Raw genomic sequence first — 16,331 nt, 5'->3', positions numbered from 1 at the left:
AACCCAGTGTAGTGTGTATAGAGATAGTTTTTTAATTTATGGTTTGTATTTTTGCCATATATTTTATGAATGTTTAGCCCGCGTTCATTTCGCTGGCCACATCGCTTATCAATCGGCGTAACCAAATGTGGCCTGCGTCGTGGTGAAGTAGAGCACTCCACGCCATTTTTAGGGCTATAGGCGGTATATCAAAAGGTGGCTCTTTAATTACCACATCAGGGTCGTGTTTAAATAAACGGGCCGCTTTACTTGGCAAAGTTGCAATAAGTTTTTGCTTTTTCGCAATTTGAAGGGCTGCGTGATAGTGGCGTGTAAACACACGAATAGCACGTTGCTTTCCAATTTTAGTTAACTCGGCATCAACCCACCCCAGTTTTTGTACTTCATTGGGGTCAATACCCACGCCCACACCAAACCCTGTTTTACTTACCCAAATGTGTTGAGCGCTTAAGTAGCCTTCAAGGTTACATTTTTCAACAAGTGGGTGGTCGGCACTCATTACACAACTGAATGTGTCGTACCAAATCACTTTTTGGTGAAATGACAAGGGAAGTTCCTCGAAGCGGTTAATCGCCATATCCACTTTCCCTTGTTCTACATCGTGGAACGTTACGTCGCTGGGAGTAATAAGATCTAGCGTGATGTTTGGGGCCAAGTCAGCAAGCCTTCCCACTAACTCAAGCAGCAGCGTACTTTCTGCATAATCACTGGTCATAATGCGGAAGGTTCTGTCGCTGGTCAGCGGGTCGAAGTCAGTTTCCGGCTGAATAGAGCTTTCTAGCCGGCTAAGCACGTCGCGAATAATTGGCTGCAGTTCGAGGGCGCGCTTAGTGGGGGTCATTCCGTCGCTAGTGCGAACGAGTAAAGGGTCTTTGAAGAGGTCGCGAAGGCGTTTTAGACCGTTGCTCATTGCAGGCTGTGTAATACTTAGCTGATTTGCGGCTTTTGTCACACTGCCTTCGCGCAACAGCACATCTAAGTACACTAATAAATTCAGGTCGACCTTCGCTATATTCATTATTCTAATGCTCTTTTGAAACCTAATTAAACAGGTCTATTATAAAGGGTTTCTATTTGAATGTCAGATAAGCATTTAGTCTTAATATAGGCTTTTATATAGCTATAAGCTATTGAATTTTGGCTGTTATGTCAGTCGTTTATGCGTTTCTTAAAAAGATGCATTTGTTTACTTTTTCAAGTTGATATAAATAGGCTGAATAAAAGGCGTAAAAAAGGGCACCCGAAGGTGCCCTGTAGGAAAGGTTGGGATGCTTTCCGTTTAACTCATTGCTGGTTCGCGTTATACGTCAAACTGATTCATGGTGTTATCTTCACCAGACGCTTTAAGTGCACCTTCACCAGAGAAGTACTCTTTGTGCGTATCACCTAGGTCAGAACCTGCCATCGCTTGGTGTTTAACACACGCAAGGCCTTGGCGAATTTCTTGACGCTGAACACCGCGTACATAAGCAAGCATACCTTCTTCACCGAAGTAGCCTTTCGCAAGGTTGTCAGTAGACAGTGCTGCAGTGTGGTAAGTAGGTAGCGTGATAAGGTGGTGGAAGATACCGGCTTCACGTGCTGCGTCAGCTTGGAAGCTCTTAATCTTCTCATCAGCTTCTGCTGCAAGTTCGCTATCATCGTAATCTGCTGACATAAGCTTCGCACGGTCGTAACCCGACACATCTTTACCTTCTTCTGTCCAAGCATCAAATACTTGCTGACGGAAGTTAAGTGTCCAGTTAAACGATGGAGAGTTGTTGTATACCAGCTTAGCGTTTGGTACTTGCTCGCGAATAGCGTTAACCATTTCAGCAATTTGACCAACGTGAGGCTTTTCAGTCTCAATCCAAAGTAGGTCAGCACCGTGCTTGAGCGACGTAACACAGTCAAGTACTACGCGGTCAAAACCTGTGTTGTCTTTAAAGCGGAACAAACCGTTTGGCAAACGCTCTGGCTTAACAAGCTTGCCACCTTGCTTTAATACTAAGTCGCCTTCAGATAGGTCGTCTGCGCCAGCAACCTCTGTGGTTTTAAGGAATGCGTTGTATTGTGCAGCCAGGTCGCCTTCAGAGGTAGACACTGGGATCTTTTGAGTCAGACCAGCACCTAGTGAGTCAGTACGTGCAACAATAACGCCGTCGTCAACACCGAGTTCAAGGAATGCATAGCGTACAGCGTTGATTTTTGCGAGGAAGTCTTCGTGTGGCACGGTTACTTTACCGTCTTGGTGACCACATTGCTTCGCATCTGACACTTGGTTTTCGATTTGGATACAGCATGCACCTGCTTCAATCATTTGTTTTGCAAGTAGATAAGTTGCTTCTTCGTTACCAAAACCTGCGTCGATATCCGCAATAATTGGTACTACGTGAGTTTCGTAGTTGTCGATTTCAGCTTGGATAGCCGCTACATCGCCGCCGTTTTTCTTCGCGTCGTCTAGTTTGTGGAAAAGGTCGCCTAATTCACGGGCATCTGCCTGGCGAAGGAAGGTGTAAAGCTCTTCGATAAGGGCAGAAACTGACGTTTTTTCGTGCATTGATTGGTCAGGTAGCGGACCAAATTCAGAGCGAAGCGCCGCTACCATCCAACCAGATAGGTAAAGGTAGCTTTTGCTGGTTGTACCTTGGTGCTTTTTAACTGAAAGCATTTTTTGCTGGCCTACAAAGCCATGCCAGCAGCCTAGTGACTGTGTGTACTGAGACGAATCTGCGTCGTATTCAGCCATGTCTTTACGCATGATGCCTGCAGTATAACGGGCAATGTCTAAGCCAGTTTTGAAACGATTTTGAACTTTCATGCGAGCAGCGAACTCTGGGTTTATACCTTCCCACGTTCCTTTCTGTGCTGCCTTTAAGGTGGCGAAGTTATCAATGTCTTGTTGATATTGCGACATGAGCGTCTCTCCCGACTATAATTAAAATACTTAACGTTGTTTGTGTTTACGCTGTAGGGCGTTCCCGTTGATTCCATTTCATCCTAGTGCGTGGTTTGGAATAATAGAAATATATATTTTGCATTGCGGTCATTTATTTCGTGAATGTGCAGTGGTGGCAGGTGGCAGGTGGCAGTGGTGTAAGTCAGTTGTAAGTGCGAGCGTGCCACGCACTGTTGTTTATGTAGTCTGTCTATTAGCTGAAAGAGTAATAGCTTTGCCAAATTGGGCGAGGTAGGGTTAAGTGCAAAAAATCTTGCTGGGTAGCTGAAGGCCTATGTGTATCTAGCTTTTTGATTATAAAGTAAAAAGTGAATTTTATGAGTAGCAGTGTATTGTCGTCGGTTGACCAAAGAACCAAGCTTGTTGGAGAAAACCGGCTTGAACTTTTGATGTTTCAACTTGGAACGCGGCACATATTTGCAATGAACGTCTTTAAAATTAAAGAGGTTATCAATGTGCCTAAGCTCAATATCATGCCTGGATCTCACCAGAACCTTAAAGGCGTGATGAACTATCGCGGCAGCTCAATACCCATTATTGATTTACGTCAGGCTATAAAAATTCGAGGGGGAGCCACCGAAGACACCGCTAAGAATGTGATCATTACTGAATATAATAGAAGCGTTCAGGGGTTTATAATTGGCAACGTTAAAAACATTGTGAACACGTCCTGGGGAACAATTCAGCCTCCTCCCTCCGGCATAGGGAAAGCAAACTATTTAACCGCCATAACTCAGGTGAATGTTGAGGGTAAACAAGAGCTGGTGGAGATCATCGATGTAGAGAAAGTGCTCGCTGAAATCATAGATTACGACACTTCTATCTCTGAAGAAGTCCTTGATAAGGACATCGTCAATCACTTTTTAGGGAAAAAGGTACTTATTGTCGACGACTCAAGTACGGCGAGAAAACAAATTAGAGACACATTAGAACAGCTTGGCGTCACCATCATTGAACGCAAAAATGGTGCAGAAGCTCTATCACTGTTGAAAAAGTGGGCTGATGAAGGGATAAACCCAACAGACGAAATACTTTTAATGTTCACTGACGCCGAGATGCCTGAAATGGACGGGTATCGATTGACCTCTGAAGTGCGTAATGACCCAAGAATGGCCGATTTGTTTATAGCCCTAAATACCTCCCTAAGCGGAAGCTTCAACGATGCAATGGTTGAAAAAGTCGGTTGTAATAGATTTATATCGAAATTTCAGCCAGATATGCTTGTTGACGTGGCTCAGCAACGCATGCGCGAGTACCTATCTTCATCTACGAAATAAATATTATAACGTCCACGTCATAGTACACGTTACCAAGGGGGCCGGCTGGTCGCCCTGTCCCGTGTTTATTTTATCCAAAAGCTTTGAGCATAGCGCTTGCCTGATCTACACTAATACGCCTTATCGCTAAACAAACATCACAAAATTATTCGCGATAGTGTCGTTTTTTGCATCTAGACTTCATCAACACATCTAGATGCCTTTACTTACTCAGGGAAGTTTAAATGATTAAACAATTTGTTCGCACATCCATTCTAAGCTGTGCGTCTATCGCCGTTCTAGCGGGTTGTGGTATCACTGAATCCGCACACCAGCCAGCCAATCACAATCGCGCCCAGCTACAGGGCGTGCCAAAGAATATCATTATGGTTGTGGCAGATGGTATGGGCCCGGCCTACACAACGGCATATCGAAACTATGTTGACGACCCAACTACACCAAACATAGAGCCCGTAGTGTTTGATGACATTTTAGTCGGAAATGCATCCACGTATCCGGCTCAAGTGTCTGGTTATGTTACCGATTCGGCTGCAGCAGCAACAGCACTGGCTTCGGGTGTGAAATCATATAATGGCGCTATAGGCGTAGATGTAAACAAACAACCTGTTAATTCGGTTATGTACTATGCGAAAAGCAAGAGCATGCGAACGGGTCTTGCAGTAACGTCTCAAATTGTTCATGCCACGCCGGCTTCGTATATTGCTCATAATGAAAGCCGCAAAAACTATAATGAGATTGCTGACGACTTTTTTGATGTGCGCGTAAACGGTGAGTTTGTCGCAGATGTAATGTTAGGTGGTGGTACGTCTTATTTTGAGAGAGAAGATCGCGATATTTTGGCTCAGTTTATCGACGCAGGCTATGAATATGCTGATTCATATAATCGCCTAGCTTCTGTGCCTGCCGGTAGTAATGTTTTGGGCTTATTTGCCCCAGTGGCGTTGCCCGCTGTTCTCGACGATAAGCGTAAGAACCGTCTTAAGTATCTAACAAAAAATGCCATTAAACATTTAGAAAATGATAACGGCTTCTTCCTATTAGTTGAAGCAAGCCAAGTAGACTGGGCAGGACACGCTAACGATATTGCTTCTGCTATGGCTGAAATGCATGATCTTGCTATTACCATGGAGTATTTGCGTGACTATGTAGAAGCGAACCCAGACACCTTGGTGGTATTGACGGCTGATCATAGTACCGGCGGTTTGACCATTGGCGCGAATGGCGACTATCGCTGGAGCCCGGAGCACCTTAAATCGCTTTCTGCATCGGTAATGACAATTGCACTTGAAATGGCAAACGAAGAAAACCCTGGCGAATTCGTCGCCGCTAAATTAGGCCTGTCACTAACCGAACAAGAGTTAGCTACGTTAAATAGCATATCGAACCAGGACGACAAAACGCGCTTGAGTGCTGTTAAAACGTTTCTTGACACCAAGACAAACACAGGCTGGACCACAGGCGGTCACACAGGCGTAGATGTTGAAGTGTTTGCCTTTGGCGCGGGTTATCAGTCGTTTATGGGGCAAATTGACAACACAGATATTGCGAAGAAAATTTTTAGCTTTATTGATAAAAAACAACCCGCAAAAATCGCTTTTCCGTCAAAGAAAGTATCAACTAACATTGAGCTTACTTCAGATGAAGATGACGACGAGCTTTGTGACTTTAAAGAAGACTGGCGCTGTAATTAACGGTCAGTTTAGCGTTTTGCTGAAGTGCTAATAGGGCATCGCGCTTAAAACAAAGTGCACTAAGCTGTAATCGATTGAATAAAGCGCCAATGTTTTTTAAAGCTGGCGCTTTATTTTTATCTGTTGGGAAATAAGGTAAAAGGAAAACATGAAAAGCGAAATGCTGTCGTTACTTCAAGATATATACGATGAAGTTGAACCTATGTTGGGTATGGGCAAGGTTGCAGATTACATACCCGCCCTGGCTACGGTAAACCCGAGGCAGTTTGGCATTTCAATTTGTGATACCCAAGGTCATATAACCTCTATTGGCGATGCCAGCGTGCCTTTCTCAATTCAGAGTATTTCAAAGGTGTTTAATTTGGTGTTATCCATTAACCACTATGGGGAAACTATGTGGGATAGGGTAGGGTGCGAGCCATCCGGTTTACCTTTTAACTCATTAGTGCAGTTAGAGTACGAACATGGTCTTCCTCGTAACCCCTTTATCAACGCCGGCGCGTTGGTAGTAAGTGATATGGTACAGTCTCGTTTTGCCTCGCCGCATATTGCCATGAGAGACTTCGTTAGGCGCTTAAGCTGTAACGGCGAAATTGTGGTGAACAAAGAAGTAGCAGAATCGGAATTTGAGCACCGTTCTCGTAACGCAGCCATGGCGTATTTGATGAAAGCTTACGGTAACTTTGAGAACGAGGTTGAAGACGTACTTCGTAACTATTTCCATAATTGTGCGTTAGAAATGAGCTGTGAAGATTTAGCCCGCTCCACTAGTTTCCTAGCCAACGGCGGCTTCTCAACTTGTGCTAATGAGCAGGTATTAACGCCTTACCAAACGAAACAAGTTAACGCGCTTTTAGCAACCAGCGGCATGTACGACGAAGCAGGTAGCTTCGCCTTTAAGGTAGGCCTGCCGGGTAAAAGTGGTGTGGGCGGCGGTATTGTTGCCGTTGTGCCGGGCCGTTTTTCAATTTGCGTTTTCTCACCGGCACTTAATAGTGTGGGCAATTCACAACTTGGTGTAGCGGCATTAACCTCGCTCAGTGAGCGAATAAACTGGTCTATTTATTAGTGGGGGCGAAACGGAGCGGGGCGTTAAATGGTGGAGTAACGTGCAGTATTAGTAGCCCGTTAGCTCCATAAAGCCGCTGCCTGAGTGTGAACCACTTATTTTAACGCGCCCTTCATAGTAGGGGAAAAGGCTGTCGTTCCACTGGTTTTTCTTAAATGCGGCAACAGTTGCGTTGATGTTCTTTTTTGGTATGCGTATTTGCCAAGCGGTTGGGACTGTTCGGTTAGTTTCACCAGATTTAATCGTTTCGTATTTCACCGGTGTTATAGATATGCTCGCTTGGTCGATGGTTTCTTTTATACCCTCTGTAGTAATATAGCTGGCGGTCGTGTAAACCTCGTTTTTTTCGTTTTTGCTGCGCCCAGTGCTTGCATGCATGCGAAAAGCCATGAGTTTACTGCCATCGTCTAGGTGCAGTGAAAACCAATCCCACCCCATTGCTTGGCTATTGGCTAAATGGCTCGTCCACTCGTGATCAAACCAGCCTTTACCGCTTACCTTTAGCGTTTTACCTTCGATGTTTACGGTGCCATTCGCCTGAATAAAAGGCTGGCTGTAATAATACGAGCGCAAGCGCCCGTCTTCTGTTTTCTTGCTGTAGCCGTTATCGCCATGTTTTATAAACGGGCCTGTAGCACTTAAGTTTAGTGACACGCTAACCACGTTATTATCTAAGGTGTATTGTGATGAAGGTGATGTTGCTGTTGGTAGCGCTGCATTCATTGCCACTACGCTGCTCTTTGCGTTTTTCTTTTCATTGCCAAACGTAAATAATAACGAAGAGGGGAACATCCCATTACTTTCACTCGCGGCTTCTTTACTGTTATTAGTCGCAGTGCTTTTCCATTGCCAATCGTCAACGACAGCTGTAAAGGGCTGCCTTTTTACGTAAGCATTACCCACGTTGCCGGCAGCAAAACGCTCTTCGAAATAATGTCTGTTTTTTGTATGCAGCGATGCATGTCCCATCCACTGTTGGGTATTCGCCCAATGGCTTTTGGCGTGTTGCTGATCGCCCCTACTATCGGTATTAAAGCGAAAAAGCGTATATTGAAGGCCTAACTCTTCACCTGTATCGCTTGTTAGCACAAAGGTTAGGTACCACCATTCTAACTGAAAATCGGGATGGCTTTCGTGGTCAGAAGGTAAGGATAGATAATTATCGCGCTCAACGGTAGCGAATACCTCGCTTGACTTTATATCGCCAAAAAAACGGTTTGGCGCGCTGCTTTCTTCACCTCTGATGTCTCTCAATGCCGCATTGCCATCAACAGGTGCGCTATCGCAGGCGTTAAGCAAACAGCACGCGGCAAATAACACTAACAGCGAGAATGAAAAGCGTGTAAGCGGTTTTAAACAAAGCGCACTAAGCATTTTGTTAGCAGGTCTACCTTGTGTCATAGCTGCGCTTCCTGTCTAAGATCAATTTTGGGCCTTAGTTTTCCTAAGGGAAGCAAAAGCACGAGCGATACAATAAGTAGAGATACTCCTACGCTTGCGAACAGTACCTGAGTGTTTATAGCAAGCGGGTACACCCAATTAAATGCATACCTATTTACCAAGTTAATAAACACATACGCCAGATAAATACCGAAAGGAATAGCGAGTAGTGCCGAAAGCAAACACAGCAACATGTATTGCATAAAAAGCGCTAACTTTACTTTGAACTGGCTTACGCCAAGCGCCCTTAATACAGATAGCTCGGCAGCACTTCCTAAGGTAAGTACGGTAAGAGAAACAGCAAATGCAATGCCAGCAACGAGTAAAGTAGTAATATTAAGGCCATCAGTTAATACAAAGGTACGGTCGAAAGTTTGCATGGAAATATCCAGCAGCTCTTGCTTTGCATAAAGTGTGTATTCCCCTTCCTTTGCCGTCAGCGCGCTTAATGCATCGTCAACTTTTGTGTTAGGTGTAGTATTTTGCCCGGCCATGCCATTAAATAAAGCGCTATTACCGGTGTCTTGGTTGGCGGGGTACAGGGCCATTACTCCAGAAAATAGCGCGTTTTTGATAACGTCGTTGTCTTGGGAAAAGTAGGGGAGGGGCACTAATATTTGGCCGTTCAAATTGCCGTAATCAGGATAGATACCCAAGACCTTCCACGTTGGTGTGGTAGATAAAATGTCGGAAACCTCCTCCAAAGCGCCCGGTTTGGAGGAGGTTTGCGCAAAGCTCGCAGAGGAAGGAGAATTGCGCAGCCTAATGTTTTCAATACGTAGCGTATTGACTAATTCAATACCGTGGGCAAAAGCCAGTTGCTGGTTGATAAATACCCCTTTCCCTGTCACAAATTTACTCCACGCAGCATCTAGGCTCGGCTCGGCGAGTGCATCAAGTACTAGGGCGTTTTTACCCGTTTGATGCACCGGATAACTGCTTATTGATACCGCCGAAGCAGGCGTATTGGCAGCTATTGTTTTCGAGCTATTAGGGTAAACGCCTAACACTTCACCTTGCGCTTTAAGTAGCGGTGTTGAAGAAAGGGATGGCGGGAGTGTGACCTTCGACAGCGGTAAATCGGTGTACAGGTAGTAGGGAGAATAAAGTCTTTGAGTTAACCACTGCTCAGTTGCGTTTCTGAAACTGTCGGTCATGGTGTTCATGCCAATGTTGGCCGTTAACGCAATGAAAAAAGCACACACGGCTAACCGGGTTTTGCCCGAAAGCAAGTGCATGTTTGCAATAACATAATAAAATACCGGCCACTTTTTGGGAGCCATGCTCGCCAAGCCTTTAGATAGTATTGGCAGCCAAAGTAATACCAGTGCGCAGCTAAATAACAGCAGTAACGCAACGAACAGCAGCGCTGTTGCGGTCGAAGCAATAAGCTTTTCAATAAGGATTAAAAACACGACAGCCGTTACAGACGCCGCAAGCACCACAACCAAAGGTAGGCTTTTCCCTTCTTTTACCCGTTTTAAGGTTAATGCATTAGAAAGTGTTTTAATGGGAACTAACGCAAACAGGACTAACGATGAAAAGGTTACGGTAAGGGCGAGGGTAAACAAAGCAAGTAAGTTTACATCTGGGTTCACGAACACCGCACTGAACAGCGACGCAAAGGTGCCACTTATAACGGGCGACAAGAAAGAGGCGGCTTGAAAGCCGACGAAAATGCCTAACGGGGTGCTCACTATGCAATATAAAAAAAGTTCTACATATAGGGCGCTGATTAGTGTCGCGGTAGAGACGCCAAGCTGACGCAGCCGAATGATATTGGGCAGGCGAGTGCGGTACATTAAATTGAGCGCATTAAGTACAATAAACAGGGCTACCACGCCCATAAGTGCGCTCATGGCCCACAGGTTTAGCCTAAAGCTCTCTGGCAGCGAGCCCGTTTCGTTGATTGCATCGCCGCCGGCCACAGACACTCTTGTGCCAAGGAGCGCTTCTAAATGACGGATATCTTCTTCGGTAAGGGAAACGAACGAGATGAACCCCGCAAGCGGCACCTGCATTGACGTTGGTTCCTCATGATAAGCGTGATTCGCTGCATCGTTGGCTATGTGTACTTCCCCTTTGTAAAAATCAGCAATAGCAATTAAAAGGGTATTGTGGGGCGCAGCGCTTGTCGTTACCGCGGTAACCGATGCCGGCCATAGCGGGGGGTTATCCACTTCCCTTAACACCTTGTGACAAGAAAGCTTCGTGCTGGTCGCAGGGTGAATAAGCCCATTGACGGGAAACGAAGGTGAGCGTCCTGATCTAAATACACGGGTTTTACTGTTTACCTGTGGTGACGTTGAAGCCGCTTGTGAAGCCATACTTTGAAGGCGACTTACTTCACGTTGGGGTAAACCTTTAAAAGTGCTGCCTAAAAAGGGCTGCGTGTCTACGCCAATGAGTTTGAGCATTACCGGGCTTTTTTCATTGTCTTCGCAGGTTAAAACGATGTTTCGTTCGGCAAATGCAATAAGTTGAGTAAAGCCACTTTGTCGAATTAGCGCGTATTGTTCTTTGCTGAAGTGGGTAGCCTTATCAGCAGGTACAACGATGTTGTTAGAAAGTATCCCTTGCTCGCGCTGTAATAATTCTCCCTGGGTGGCGCCTTCGTTTATAAGTAATACGGTGATAAGCCCAGCGTTTGCTAACAGTATTGCAAACATAATAAGCAGTGGCTCCCAAGGCCGCTTTCTCGCCATGGCAAACAGGGCCGATGTGGTTAGAAGCAACGTACGCAACATTTTCTCCTTTGGCGTCTTACTATCTCGGTAAGCTTACGTGTAGCAAGAGTAGGCACTAACGAGCTGTGGTTAGTGTGGCATTGTCAATGTTAGCGCGTTCAAGCACGCCTTGATGTAACTGCAGCGCACGATCGGCTTTTACCGCTACTTCATTACTGTGTGTAACCACTACAAGCGTGGTGTTAGTGTGTCTACAGGTTTCAAAGAGCAAGTCAGATACTGTATCGCTGGTGGCTTCATCAAGATTACCGGTGGGCTCGTCGGCAAGGACAAGGGCTGGGCGGTGAACCAGCGCTCGTGCAATAGCGCACCGTTGCTGTTCGCCCCCAGATAAGCTACTTATGGGGTGTTGAGCAAGAGATAAAATACCGAGCTGCTTCATAAGCGCTAGCTGGTAGTCTTTATCAACGTTTCCTTTAAGCCTTGCGGTAAAGGCAATGTTGTCCCACGCGTTGAAACAATCGAACAGGTTAAAGCTCTGAAAGACAATACCAAGGTTTTCTTTGCGAAAATTATCAATTTTTTTGAGGTTGCTGCCGCTATTCACAATCGACAAGTTATTAACCAAAATGTCGCCGCTATCTGGCTTCTCGAAACCTGCTATTAATGAAAGTAATGTGGATTTTCCGCAGCCTGATGCCCCCTGAATGCTAATCGACTCGCCCTTTCGTGTGTTAAGAGAAAGGTTATTAAGCAATGGTGTTCCGGCGTCTGAAAATGATTTTTTGAGCTCTTTTATAATTAGCATACGTAGGCTTTGTCGTTATAGTTTTGGGTCGTAGTCGTGTCGTAGTCTTTATTTAGCGTGTTTAGTATTTTTCAGTATCAGTATACGTAGTGTAAAAGTATTTCGGTTAAAACGGCGAGGTAGTTTTTCTATTGGCAATAAAAAAGGGGCTTACCGCCCCTTATCATTATTTGAATTTACTGGTTTATGAAGTTATCGAGTTCTTCACCCGTAATTTTTTTGATTTGGGCGAATAAATACCAAAGCGCTGCAACAAGCAAAATCATGCTGGGAATAACAATGACGGGGTAGCTTAACGCGGTCATGCGACCAAGTTCTTCGGTGTAGGCCGTGGTACCCGGCTCACTGACCAGGATCATTTTTGCCAAAATATAGTTAAGTGCTGATGAAAGGAAAAATGAGCTCGCTACGATATACGAGCTTACTGCAATTTTCTTTTTGAATTCGGGTTGTTTCCCTTTAGCGTCAAGTACCTGATTCAAGTGCGGCCAGTTTATTATCTGGTCGTTCAAAATAAGCATTTTCACTAACGGCTTATTAGAGTACTGCGTAGCGAGGACGGCAATACCGATAAGGCCCGGAATAGCGGCCTCTTTGATGGCGATATATTCAGCCGGAAGCTTGAGCAAACTAAACCCGCCGGTTAGTAGTACGCTGATAATACCCAAAACGGAAAAGCCGTTAACTTTGCCGGACTCTTTTAAATCCCACAAACCATAGCCTATTGGGAAGCTAAGGGCTGCGACTATACTCCAGGCTGGGCCTAAGTAATCTTCTGAACTTGCATAGCTCATTAGCACGACAGGAATAACAATGTTAAACGCTAAGTTGCCGAAAAAGCCCTGGTTCTTCTGTGTAGGTTGTTGTACTGCTGACATAACTTTTTTTAACGTCTTATCTTAAGGCCAATTATACGTAAACTAATTAGCGTGCCCAGTGCCATGCGGCAAATAAGCCGCCTAGAAAGCCAAACAGATGATATTCAAAGGAAATAAATTTTGAAGTTGGCAGCACACCCACCAGCATCCCACCATAAAGCGCGGCCACCACTAAGGAAATAAGCAAATAGCGTATTTTATTGCTGCGAAATCCGGCTAAAACCAGAAAGCCAAAGTAGCCGTAAACCATGCCGCTAGCGCCTATATGCGTTGCGCTTCGTCCAAAAAGCCACACGCCTACGCCACCTACAAGCAACGCGCTTAACGTGGCAATTAAAAATGTGCGTCGTCCCCATTGCATAGTAAGCCACATAAACAACAGCAACGGGACCAAGTTCGCCATTAAATGCGTTGGCGTACCGTGTAAAAAAGGCGCCGTAAAAATATAGGGCAGGTGGGATAGCGTGCGAGGTACAACACCGAATTGGTTGAGGCTATTACCGGTAAGCAGGTTGGCCACTTCAATCACAATAAGCAGTGCGCCTAAGGTCAGTAAAACTCGAATTTGAAATGAAAGCGACTTCATTTAATAACCCTTCACGTCAATTAAAGAATGATATGGGGAAGGTAGCGGGATAAATCTTGTGTGATGGCAGACGCGTCTTCTCTTACAGAGATGCCTGCTGGCATATCGTCCACTAACCAACTACCAATAAGTGTATGGTTACCCTCGAAAACCGGCAATGGTTCAAATGCTTGGACAATAAACCCTTCCTCACCATAAGGGCCGTCACTAAGTAGGTTTTCGACACCATCTTCAATAATAGACACGTTTGCCCCTTCCCTGGAAAACAGCGGTTTTTTAATCCACTTCCCCGACAAGCCATTATTGCTTACTTCATCTGAAAAAAAGGCCGGTAGAAGGTTAGGGTGTCCTTCAAATTTTTTCCAAAGCTGGGGCAGCAATGCTTTGTTTGAAATTATCGACTTCCACGGCGGCTCAATCCAATTGACTTGCGCGTCTTCCAATACGTCACCAAACTCTTCCCGCAGCATAAATTCCCATGGGTAAAGCTTAAAACAGTCTGTTATTGGGGCGTCTTTTAGGTCGGTGAACACGCCCGTATCGGCAAGCCCGATATCTTCAATAAACACAAAGTCTGCCTGAAGCCCCGCTTCTTTCGCGCAATCTTGAAGGTATTGCACCGTGCCTCGGTCTTCCACTGTGTCCTCACAGCACGCCATGTGCATCTGGTTAATGCCATAGTGAAGCGCAATTTCACGAAAGCGATGAACCAACTTTTCTTGCAAACTATTGAATTGGTCGGCGTGCAAAGGGAGCTTACCGCCATCTACATTTTGCGAAAGCCATAGCCACTGCCAGAACCCCGATTCATACAAGCTGGTGGGCGTATCTGCATTATTTTCCAGTAGTTTGGCAGGGCCCTTTCCGTTATAAACGAGATCTAAGCGTGAATACAGACTTGTGTCGCGGTCAAGCCAGCTATGTCTAACCAAATCCCAATGCTTCTCGGGAATGCGAAATCGACGAAGTAATGCTTCACTGTTAACCACATCTTCGGTTACTGCCAAGCACATCTGGTGTAACTCGGCGGTGGGGTCTTCAATGTCGTTTTCAATTTGTGCTAGCGTGAATTGATAATAAGCCGTTTCATCCCAGTAGGGCTCGCCATACATGGTGTGAAAGTGAAAACCGAATTCATTGGCCAGCTGCTGCCAGCCTTTGCGTGGCTGACAAGGCATTCTAAACATATTTAGCCGCCCCAGCCGCCTTTACGGCTGCTGCTTCCCCATGAAGATTTTGCTCGTACGCTGCTGCCAAAGCCGCCTCGTTTCATCGTTCTATTAACCGTGGGTTTAGGCTTGTAAACATCTTTGTTTACACGGTAGTTGCGCTTGCGAATGTCACCGTCAAATACATACCCATCGGCCGTTATCCAACGTGAACGAAACGGTGAATTGTACGAATAAGAGGTATACAAAGGCTGTGAGTAGTAGCGATTTGGCGAAAGCAATGAGCTCACCATATATCCCGCCATAAACGGCATGAAGAAGCTGCCACTGTTATTGTTCACTTGTTGGCACTGGTTGGGACCAAATTCGTGCTCACAGTCGTATTCGGAGTTAAAGCGAGGACTTGTGCGCATCGCCTCATCCACGGCAGTTTGATACGCGGCTTCACAGCGCTCAACAGCATCGGGATAATCTTGTTTACAGTCTTCTAGCGACGTGTAAATGGTGGCGTCTTCTTTTTCAGCGCCACAGCCACTTAATATCACGCTGGCTACACCTAAGGCCAATGGTTTTACGCTAAACCCTTTGCGCATGGTATTAAGGTTGATGTGTTTGGTGCGCTTCATCGTTGGCTTCGCCGCGCGCTCGCGGTCGGTTACCTGAATTTCAATTTTGCTTTTATCGGTCATCGCTGCCCCCTTAGTAGGTCATGCAAGCGGCATTTAATAAGCCTACGGCAATCGACATACTGGCAAGCATTACGCCAGCAGAAACTTCATTATTGTTAATGCGTTCGGCGATTTTTGGCATAAAGCTAAAACGCAACAGCGCAAACGCTAACGACTGGGCAATAACAGCAACCAGGGCCCAAATGGCAAAATCAATAATGGCAACAGAGTTTGACGCTGCACTGCCTAGCGCAATAGCAAAGCCAATAATCGCGCCGCCGAAACCGATAGCCGCCGCAACGTTTTTCTCTTCTTTCACCAGCTTCCACTCATCATGAGGGGTAACAAGTGCGTACACCAACTTAAAAATGAAAAGAAAGACAATCGATAAGCCAAAATAAAGTGCAAAGTTATCTAGGCCAGCCAAAGATTGCATGATGGTATCCATAGTTATTCCTTTTTAATTAACCGTTTATCGTGATATCTGCAGGTTCAACATCAAACCCTGTAGAAATCACTAAGCATCTGTCTAAATTATTGCCCACTTGCTTTTCTTCACCAACAACGAGCAGAGTCTCAACCCTATTGTTTCCTATAGGACGTTCGTACAACATCATAAACTGGTCTGTTTTACTTACATCACCATCTTCTTCATAGGTAGTTTCGGTTACCGCAACTGGCGGAGATTCGTCACCTACTGAATCCCACACCCGGGTAAACACCTTACCGTCAAGCTCGTAGGTAGGCTGACTAATCACGTTTTTTAAACACGCATTCCATTGTGCGGTATTGCCAATGGTTTGGGTCTCGTAAAAATGCCACAGCTTCACATCAGTAATGTGGTTTTCTGACAGGCCGCCGTCAGTCACTACTTGTAAAAAGCCATCATCGTCGGTGTAAAAGCGCAACAGGGTGCCGCCCGTATCTAAAGGCGCTTCACCAACCGCCTGAATAAGTTGAGAACGGGCTGCTCCCTCAATGGTAAGTTCTGGTTCTAATAACGAGAGCTTTAAATGATCCAATTCAAATGACCCCCCTAAATAGAGGCCCATAATTTCTGGCGTTTTAGGTTTCTTGGGTTCTGACTTTTTAAATAGCTTACTAAACATTGTTTGTGCCT

Annotated in this window: 14 protein-coding genes; 3 read left to right on the top strand and 11 right to left on the bottom strand. The window is 45.4% G+C overall.

Annotated elements, in window-relative coordinates; genetic code table 11:
- Positions 1-73: 73 nt before the first annotated feature.
- Positions 74-1,018 carry a LysR family transcriptional regulator gene (locus MADE_RS13380; protein ID WP_012519038.1) on the bottom strand — a complete coding sequence of 315 codons (945 nt, stop codon included), beginning with the start codon at positions 1,016-1,018 and terminating at the stop codon, positions 74-76.
- 282 nt (positions 1,019-1,300) lie between these two features.
- On the bottom strand, positions 1,301-2,896 hold the full coding sequence (locus MADE_RS13375; protein ID WP_012519037.1) for an isocitrate lyase: 1,596 nt from the start codon (positions 2,894-2,896) through the stop codon (positions 1,301-1,303).
- 359 nt (positions 2,897-3,255) lie between these two features.
- Between MADE_RS13375 and MADE_RS13370 the strand changes: the two genes are divergently transcribed.
- The 3 genes from MADE_RS13370 to glsB all read left to right on the top strand — a co-directional run bounded on the left by MADE_RS13370 (position 3,256) and on the right by glsB (position 6,975).
- A complete protein-coding gene (locus MADE_RS13370; protein WP_012519036.1) occupies positions 3,256-4,215 on the top strand; it encodes a chemotaxis protein CheV in 960 nt (319 codons plus the stop codon).
- Positions 4,216-4,439: 224 nt separating this feature from the next.
- Positions 4,440-5,906, top strand: coding sequence for an alkaline phosphatase (locus MADE_RS13365; protein WP_012519035.1), 1,467 nt, complete (start codon positions 4,440-4,442; stop codon positions 5,904-5,906).
- A gap of 160 nt (positions 5,907-6,066) precedes the next feature.
- A complete protein-coding gene (gene glsB / locus MADE_RS13360; RefSeq protein ID WP_015067632.1) occupies positions 6,067-6,975 on the top strand; it encodes a glutaminase B in 909 nt (302 codons plus the stop codon).
- A gap of 48 nt (positions 6,976-7,023) precedes the next feature.
- Here glsB and MADE_RS13355 read toward each other — a convergent pair whose 3' ends face one another.
- The 9 genes from MADE_RS13355 to MADE_RS13315 all read right to left on the bottom strand — a co-directional run bounded on the left by MADE_RS13355 (position 7,024) and on the right by MADE_RS13315 (position 16,320).
- Complete coding sequence (locus tag MADE_RS13355; RefSeq protein ID WP_012519033.1) at positions 7,024-8,376, bottom strand: lipocalin-like domain-containing protein; 1,353 nt, start codon at positions 8,374-8,376, stop codon at positions 7,024-7,026.
- Complete coding sequence (locus tag MADE_RS13350; protein WP_012519032.1) at positions 8,373-11,162, bottom strand: FtsX-like permease family protein; 2,790 nt, start codon at positions 11,160-11,162, stop codon at positions 8,373-8,375. The genes MADE_RS13355 and MADE_RS13350 overlap by 4 nt, the downstream gene beginning before the upstream one ends.
- Before the next feature lie 55 nt (positions 11,163-11,217).
- Positions 11,218-11,910, bottom strand: coding sequence for an ABC transporter ATP-binding protein (locus tag MADE_RS13345; protein WP_012519031.1), 693 nt, complete (start codon positions 11,908-11,910; stop codon positions 11,218-11,220).
- Between the two features lie 176 nt (positions 11,911-12,086).
- Positions 12,087-12,788 (bottom strand): VC0807 family protein, encoded by a 702-nt coding sequence (locus tag MADE_RS13340; protein WP_012519030.1) that lies wholly within the window; start codon positions 12,786-12,788, stop codon positions 12,087-12,089.
- Positions 12,789-12,834: 46 nt separating this feature from the next.
- Positions 12,835-13,374, bottom strand: a complete 540-nt coding sequence (locus MADE_RS13335) for a rhomboid family intramembrane serine protease (RefSeq protein WP_012519029.1) — start codon at positions 13,372-13,374, stop codon at positions 12,835-12,837.
- 20 nt (positions 13,375-13,394) lie between these two features.
- Positions 13,395-14,561: a glutathionylspermidine synthase family protein gene (locus MADE_RS13330; RefSeq protein WP_012519028.1), complete on the bottom strand. Its 1,167-nt coding sequence runs from the start codon at positions 14,559-14,561 to the stop codon at positions 13,395-13,397.
- A gap of 2 nt (positions 14,562-14,563) precedes the next feature.
- Entirely contained in the window at positions 14,564-15,232 is a 669-nt protein-coding gene (locus MADE_RS13325; RefSeq protein ID WP_012519027.1) for a DUF1190 family protein, read from the bottom strand.
- Positions 15,233-15,242: 10 nt separating this feature from the next.
- Positions 15,243-15,659, bottom strand: a complete 417-nt coding sequence (locus tag MADE_RS13320) for a DUF350 domain-containing protein (RefSeq protein ID WP_012519026.1) — start codon at positions 15,657-15,659, stop codon at positions 15,243-15,245.
- A gap of 16 nt (positions 15,660-15,675) precedes the next feature.
- On the bottom strand, positions 15,676-16,320 hold the full coding sequence (locus MADE_RS13315; protein ID WP_012519025.1) for a YjfK family protein: 645 nt from the start codon (positions 16,318-16,320) through the stop codon (positions 15,676-15,678).
- Positions 16,321-16,331: the final 11 nt, after the last annotated feature.

It is taken from the genome of Alteromonas mediterranea DE (assembly GCF_000020585.3).
Classification (GTDB): Bacteria; Pseudomonadota; Gammaproteobacteria; order Enterobacterales; family Alteromonadaceae; genus Alteromonas; species Alteromonas mediterranea.
Note: the sequence above shows the minus strand (reverse complement) of the source record. Positions and strands in the feature narration are given on the sequence as shown.